Annotated in this window: 7 protein-coding genes; all 7 read right to left on the bottom strand. The window is 40.1% G+C overall.

From position 1 onward, the window contains the following. Positions 1–221 (bottom strand): sigma factor (locus ACFVSH_RS20395; protein ID WP_387707545.1); only part of this gene is annotated, 221 nt, incomplete at its 3' end. A gap of 115 nt (positions 222–336) precedes the next feature. Beyond that, entirely contained in the window at positions 337–2,130 is a 1,794-nt protein-coding gene (locus ACFVSH_RS20400; protein WP_387598201.1) for an ATP-binding protein, read from the bottom strand. Beyond that, positions 2,127–2,843 (bottom strand): response regulator, encoded by a 717-nt coding sequence (locus tag ACFVSH_RS20405; RefSeq protein WP_192205381.1) that lies wholly within the window; start codon positions 2,841–2,843, stop codon positions 2,127–2,129. The genes ACFVSH_RS20400 and ACFVSH_RS20405 overlap by 4 nt, the downstream gene beginning before the upstream one ends. Positions 2,844–3,139: 296 nt before the next feature. Continuing rightward, entirely contained in the window at positions 3,140–4,318 is a 1,179-nt protein-coding gene (gene ccsB, locus ACFVSH_RS20410; protein ID WP_387707546.1) for a c-type cytochrome biogenesis protein CcsB, read from the bottom strand. Further along, complete coding sequence (gene resB / locus ACFVSH_RS20415) at positions 4,311–5,960, bottom strand: cytochrome c biogenesis protein ResB (protein ID WP_387707548.1); 1,650 nt, start codon at positions 5,958–5,960, stop codon at positions 4,311–4,313. Before resB ends, ccsB begins: the two co-directional genes overlap by 8 nt. A gap of 18 nt (positions 5,961–5,978) precedes the next feature. Beyond that, on the bottom strand, positions 5,979–6,509 hold the full coding sequence (gene resA / locus ACFVSH_RS20420; protein WP_387597717.1) for a thiol-disulfide oxidoreductase ResA: 531 nt from the start codon (positions 6,507–6,509) through the stop codon (positions 5,979–5,981). 209 nt (positions 6,510–6,718) lie between these two features. After that, positions 6,719–7,459 carry a 23S rRNA pseudouridine(2605) synthase RluB gene (gene rluB, locus ACFVSH_RS20425; RefSeq protein WP_034308106.1) on the bottom strand — a complete coding sequence of 247 codons (741 nt, stop codon included), beginning with the start codon at positions 7,457–7,459 and terminating at the stop codon, positions 6,719–6,721. Between the last annotated feature and the right edge of the window lie 328 nt (positions 7,460–7,787).

A 7,787-nucleotide genomic window follows, 5' to 3' on the forward strand; every position in this document is an offset into this window, starting at 1 on the left:
GCCCGTATATATACTTCCTGAACAAGGTCCTCCGCCGTTTCTCGATTTTTAGTCATATAAAAAATGAATTGATATATTTCCTGATGATATTTTTCATAAAGATCGTGGAAAACGGAATCCATCATTTCCCCACATCCGTTCATAAATATAGTCGTCAATCCAAAACAAAAGTTACATACTTCGGCTTTAATCTTATTATAAAATTCCGTTAATTTCCACATATCAGGGACTTCTTATTTTGTTTCCTAAAAAAAACAAAGACAAGTTGGAAAGTAATCCAATTGCCTTTGTTTTTCTCAGTTCCTTATGAAACAAGATTTTTTGGCAAGCCACCCGTCATTCGGCATTTTCCATAATTCGAGGCAGGATAAAACTGAACGTCGTCCCTTTATTAGGTAAACTGTTTACCGAAATGAAGCCATCATGGGCATTGATTATATTTTTTACGATTGCCAAACCCAACCCGGTGCCCGAACGGCCGCGGGTCCTTGCTTTATCCGCTTTATAAAACCTTTCGAATACAAAAGGCAAATCTTCTTCGGGAATTCCAGATCCAGAGTCCCTGACATCAATGATTAGTCCCCTTCGATCACTTGTCCTCTGAATGACATCAATGTTACCGCCCGGAGGAGTATGACGAATCGCATTATCAATTAAATTGGTCAAAACCTGTTCAATGCGGTCCGGATCGAAGTGCCATTGAATTTGATCGTCTTGCATGCTGGCTGATATGGTGATCCCCTTTTCTTTAGCCAGCCCGGAAAACTTACTTGTTATCCTCTTTAAATAAGGAGAAATAGGTACACATTCATAGCTAAGGTTCATTTTACCCGATTCCAATTTAGCTAGATCGAGGAGATCGTTGACTAAACGGCCCATTCTCAAAGACTCATCATAGATGATGCGGGCCATTTCCACCTTTTCCTCTTCACTGCTCGCAATGTCATCTACGATCGCTTCACTATATCCTTGCAACATTGAAATCGGCGTTCTTAACTCATGTGAGACATTCGCTATGAAATCAGTCCTAAGTTTGTCCATACGTCTTTCATCGCTCATATCCCGTATGATGGCCACCGCTCCCCTAATATTGTCTGCATTTGTATATAGCGGACTGACAATGAATCCCCAATCGCGGCCCTGCAAAGTAATTTCACCGACTTGCTCCTTATCGAAGGACTCTGATTCATCAAAAAGATTCATCAAAACCAATGGGACATTGACATTATCTTCCCGGTTATAGCCCTTTTCAAAGTACCAGGATTGCAGAAACCTTTCTGCTGGCGGATTCGTTTCAAGAATTGTGCCATCTTTATTGAAGGTAATGACCCCATCTGCCATACTGCTAAGAATGCTTGAGAGATGTTCCTTTTCCTGACTAAGTGCATTCATATTGAATTTTAGCTGTTCTCTCATCTGATTAAACGCTATGGCAAGTTCACCGATTTCATCTTGAGTCAAGATGGGAACCTTTGTATCAAATTTCCCTCGGGCAATCGCTAGTGCGGCTTCCCTCATCTTCACCAATGGTGCATTGATTCTTGTAGATAAAAAGAAAGCAAAAATCGTTGTCAAAATAATGGCGATGCCTGCTGCCAATAATATGAACTGTGTAGTCGATTTTGTGGTTTCTTCCATGGACTCCAACGATTGAAATAGGAAAACTTCATCCTGTTCCCCATTCAATTCAAGTGGAATGCCTACTACGATTGCGGACAATTCCTTACTGTCTGCATCATCGGATAGCGCCATTTCCTTTTTTACAGTCTTTCTTTCCGTAAAAACCTTGATCAATTCGGAATCATTTTTAATGAGTTCCGGCGTGATTTCGAACTCATTATCTCCTCCGATTGATGAGAATACCATTTTGTCATCATTAAGAATGATCATTTTCGTTTCATTGCCTATTAATTCCGAAGCTATTTGTAAAACTTCATTGCTGGACCCCTGATGTTCATTCGTTACCTTAATGATTTGTTCAGCGGTTTTGGTTAAATCATTTTCAATATTTTCAATCTGGAAATTCTCAAAGAATTCGACCAGCAGAACGGTTAAAACAATTAGTACAAATGACACGAGCAATAGGATCGTTGCCCATAGCTTCCCTACAACACTGCCCCATAGCATCAGTCATTAATGACTTCGAACTTGTAACCTACACCCCAAACAGTGACAATCATCTTGGCTGCGTTTTCGGATATGCGGTTTAATTTTTCACGTAAGCGTTTAACATGCGTGTCAACAGTTCGAAGATCCCCAAAGAATTCATAGTGCCACACTTCTTTTAACAATTGCTCCCGGTCGAAAACCTTATCTGGGGATTTCGCCAAGAAATATAATAATTCATATTCTTTGGGTGTTAATGAGACCTCTTTGTTATCGGCAAGAACACGGTGAGCATCATTATCAATGGTTAGATGCGAGAAGACGATCACATCTTTTGCCGTCGTTTCCGTCTGCATGTAACTAGTGCTTGAAGAGCGACGTAATAAAGCTTTAACCCTTAATACGACTTCACGGGGACTGAACGGCTTTACGATATAATCATCGGTCCCCACTTCGAATCCTTGAACGCGGTTCACTTCTTCCCCTTTAGCAGTCAGCATGATAATCGGTGTCGTTTTCTTTTCCCTTAATTCACGGCAAACTTCGATTCCATCTTTACCAGGCATCATAATATCCAATAAAATTAAATCATACTCATTTTCAAGGGCTTTTGTTAAAGCCATATCTCCATTTTCAGCTTCATCGATTATGTATTCTTCTCTTTCCAAATACATCTTTAGCAGCCGGCGGATTCTTTCCTCATCATCCACCACGAGAATTTTTATAGCATTATACATTATGTAATCAGCCTCCTATCCTATATTCTACAAAATGAAAACTTCCATGACTAATACTTTTTCCTTATAAAGTACGATAAAGAGCCATTTTTGCATGGCTTCCATGAACCTTTCACCATTTTGTCACAAAAAAAAGGCTTAGAGCGCTCACTAAAAGTTCATAAATGCCATTTCACCGAAATATCCTTATTAATGGCATTGACTGAAAAAGGGATCATTCTCTAGAAAAATCGATAAGCCAACTCCTCGACGTTTCTATCAAAAGACCCCCTTCATTTAAATATTACAATACAGAATCAAGCATATGAATGCAAACCAGCAATAACAAGATTGACGAATATCAAGTTAAACATAATGATGGCAAAACCGATGACGGCAAGCCAAGCTGATTTTTCCCCTTGCCATCCCTTTGACATGCGCAGATGCAAGAAAGCTGCATAAAACAACCACGTAACCAGTGCCCAGACCTCTTTCGGATCCCAGCCCCAGAATCTTGTCCAGGCCACTTGAGCCCAGATCATTGCAAAAATGAGGGCCCCGAGAGTGAAAATCGGAAAACCGATAAGGACCGAACGATAGCTAATCTCGTCCAATAAATTCAAATTCACATTTTTAACGATCGGTTTAATCAATGCTGCCACTCTTTTGCGAGCAATCAACCTTATTAAACCATACATGATGAGCCCAATACCGAATGACCAAAGTACAGTATTCAGCTTCTTGGCATTGATCAGTGCAGGCATGTCCACCAGTGGTTCAAATCGATCAGTCTCGATAAGTTTCCCTTCATTGGGACCAACCAATGCCGGTAGGTTGAATTCCTGTTTGACCTCGGCTCCGTGTTTATCGACCCAATCAAAATTAGCCTTATAATCCATCGCAGCAAAAGAAGAAGTGATGATGACGAATCCGATGGTGCAGACTAATGTGAACATGATGCCTTCAAGCCAGAACGTTCTTTTGCTTGATTGTGTCTGATCGACGAATTTGATTAAATAAATGATGGCAGTAACGAAACTAATGGCAAGGATCGACTGTCCTGCCGCTGCAGTCGTTACATGAATATGAAGCCAATCGCTCTGCAATGCAGGAATGAGTGGCGAAATCTCTGTAGGGAACATACTTGCATATGCGATTATCAATAACGCAATCGGTAAAGCGAATAGCCCAAGGGCAGGTGTTTTATAAAGAAAATAAATTAATATGAAAGCACCGACCAGCATCATTCCGAAAAAGGTAGTAAATTCAAACAGGTTACTTACCGGGGCATGGCCGGCAGCAATCCATCTAGTGATGAAATACCCAATTTGAGCCGCGAAACCGAAAATGGTGATGAAAATGCCCAGTTTAGCCCATTTGTTTTGTTTCTTTTCCTCCGCTCCGCGTTTATCCTTGATTGATCCGCCAAAGAAAAAGGTAGCGACAAGATATAATAAGAAAGCTGCATATAAAAAGTTACTGCTCAATTCAGCCATTTAAAACTTCCCCCTTACTAGAAGATTTCTCATCTTCAAGTTGATCCATTGGTTCGGAAAGTGATGTCGATTCTATCGCTTGTTTTATATCTCTTTTAATACCGTGCCAGTTTTTGTTTGTATGGCCGGCCATTAATATCTCATCATCTTTCCTCTTAATCCATATACGCCGGTGATTCCAATAAGACCCTTGGACAACTCCGATCATGAAAATGATTCCACCCGTGAATAATATCCAAAGCGTTAAATCCTTCCTGACGGTCAAAGCCGTGACATCTTGGGTTTCCACACCATTAAAAGCCATTTTATAAGTGTTTTCCCCTAAAGGCTCCACAGTCTCCTTAATCGCCACGAAACTGACCTCACCCTCTGGCTTATCCGGGGTATGCATTTTAAAGATAAATGCTGGATTATTCGGAATCTTCGATATCGTTCTTGGTTCACCTTTTTCATCGAACTCGAAATCGGGGAAGTAACTGATCAAGTCAACGGAATATCCTTCTTTCAACTCGTATTTCTTTTGTGGATTGTTCAAATCAACCTTTAAGCTTCCATATTTCTCTTCGGTTTTTTTATTTATCAGATTAAAAGACATCGTACTGAGCTCATCCAGTTTATAGTCCACTTGATAGAGGGCATAATGATCATGTTTCAGAGGTTCATTGACTTTGATTTTATAATCTTTAAGTTTAACAAGGTCCACTTTTTCTCCTGGTAAGGTCTCTCCGTTGCGCTCATACAACGTAACATCGGATTGATAGGTTTTTGCAATCGTACCGGTTTTATCAATTGCAGCACTGTACTGCTCATCTTCATCATTCTCTTTGTCATATACCTCTAAGGTAAATTCATTATTCTGGAGGTAATACTCACCATTTGTACCCGGGATTTCTTTTCTCTCGCCTTCACGCAGCCAAAGTACTTTGTCGATATACATCCCAGGGACAGAACGCAATAATGCTCCAATTAAGAAAATGATAAGTCCAATATGATTAACATATGGTCCCCAACGTGAAAAACGACCCTTTTCTGCAAGTATATGACCGTTCTCCTCACGGATATGATAACGCGTCCTTTTTAGTCTATCCTTTACTTCTTCAAGGTTTATATCTTGGTCTTCAAGCTTTGTCACCCCATAAATCCGCTGACGTTTCATGAAACCGTCATGACGTGTGACCCCTTGTTTTTTTAACGATCGATATAATGGAAAGAACCGATCGATACTGGCAATCAATAGTGATATGCCCAGCATGCCTATGATAATCAGATACCACCATGAACTATACAAGTTATGAAACCCGAGTTCATAATACACTCTTCCGAACCAGCCGTATTCCAGTTCATAATGCTCTGCAGGCGTAGCTGTTGAAGGGATGTACATTTCCTGAGGTAAAATCGTCCCGATGGCTGAAGCGATCAAGGCAATGACAATAAGCGTCACCCCTACCTTAACGGAAGAAAAGAAGTTCCATATTTTATCGATGATCGTTTTTTTATATGTTTGTGAACGCCTGGCACTTCCTTCATATCTCATATCAATAAGCTTGTTTTCTCTTTCGTTACCAAGCACCATTCCGCATTTCCCACAAATCTTTGTGCCAAACGGATTTATATGACCACAATCGCATTTTACTTCTTTCATGTCAAAAACTCCCCAATATTATGGTTTAATTCTCTCCATATGTTTTTGGATGCTCTCTTCTGTCAAAGCTCCGGTGATGATATCTATCACTTTCCCCTCTTTATCGACCAAAAAGGTGACAGGCAATACATCCACGCGATAAGCATTTTCCACTTCCCTACCTTTATCGATCATGACAGGGAAGGTCAGATCATGCTTTGTAATGAAATTATTGACAGCATAGTCAGATTCCCCGACATTTACCGCCAATATTTCAACGCCCTGTTCTTTAAAGTTTTTGTATTGATTGTCCATATAAGGCATTTCGTATTCACATGGCTTGCAATATGTACCCCAAAAGTTCAGGAAGACGCCTTTTCCCTTGTAATCGGAAAGTTTATGCTCTTTGCCTTTCATATCAGTCAAGACGAAATTCGGTGCATCGGATCCTTTTCTCAGACTTTCATTCTTATCTTTAGTGAAGTTCGTATAAAGGGCAAACACTAAAGCTGCACCTAAAAGCAGGAGAATGATGGTTCTGCTAATCAGGCGTCGCTTCTTTTTATCCATAGAGATCCTCCTAAGGCCACACTAAATTTAACCATACCATTATACCATTTAACGCCATGTCCTTTTTATTTACATTTCTGAAGGTTTTGTGACATTCTTTCCTGATTCATGAAGGAAAAGGTATTTACAGGTTGTTTTCCACCACCCATTCTTCCAGGTGAAGAATGGGGTAGTGGTTTCAACCTATTAATACAGGGGAAAAACCTTTCTTACATTCTCCGCTGTTTAGGTTCGGTCGTTGCTAAAGTCCGCATTAATTTAACTTCATGCGGAGTCAGCTCCCGGGAATCTCCTGCTGTTAAACCGTCCAAGGTCAAGAAACCATATTGTTCCCTCTTCAATTTAATGACGGGATGGCCAATTGCTTCGAACATCCGGCGGACTTGCCTGTTCCTGCCTTCATGTATTGTGATTTCAACTATCGCCGTTTCCTTTTTCTTGTCGGTAGACAATACCCTTGTCTTGGCTGGTGCAGTCTTGCCATCCTCCAACTTGATACCTTTATCCAACTTTTTCAAGCTTTCCCGCAAAGGCATCCCTTTCACTTTTGCCACATACACTTTATCCACTTCATGCTTAGGATGCATTAACGTGTTTGCAAATTCCCCGTCATTGGTTAAAATCAATAAGCCCGAAGTATCGTAATCCAAGCGGCCAACTGGATAAATCCGTTCATTGATGTAAGGGAAAAAGTCAGTTACGACTTTTCTATTCTTATCATCAGAAACTGCCGAAATGACGCCGCGCGGTTTATAGAATAGGAAATAAACCGGGGCTTCTTTTTCTAGCGGGACTTCATTAACCTCAACTTTATCATTAGGTCCAACTTTCACACCTAATTCCTTCACTACTTTGCCGTTCACCTTTACCTTACCTTCTAAAATCAACTCTTCTGCTTTACGGCGGGAAGCCAGTCCAGCATGTGCTATCACCTTTTGTAATCGTTCCATCTATCTTCACCCCATAGTATAATCATTCGTTTGTTATTGTCTATACATACACAATCATACAATTATTACATATTGAGAGGCAAAAACAAAAGGTTTTTCGCGAATAAGAGCTTTTCTTTTATTATTACACCAATAATGGGACGGTTAAATGGGTTGGTTTCCATAATGAGTGTAACATAGCTTATTTTTCCATACAAAAAAATGTTTCTTTTGGATGAAAGTTCGTTTCTGTTTAAAAATGGAGAGCTTAACATAGCGGATTGTTTAAGAAAAAGGCTGTTTTCGCATACTTTGTTGCTATTTACCAGGTAAAGCGGTGTGGATGATT

This window comes from Peribacillus sp. NPDC058002 (genome assembly GCF_042886655.1).
GTDB classification, from domain to species: domain Bacteria; phylum Bacillota; class Bacilli; order Bacillales; family DSM-1321; genus Peribacillus; species Peribacillus aracenensis.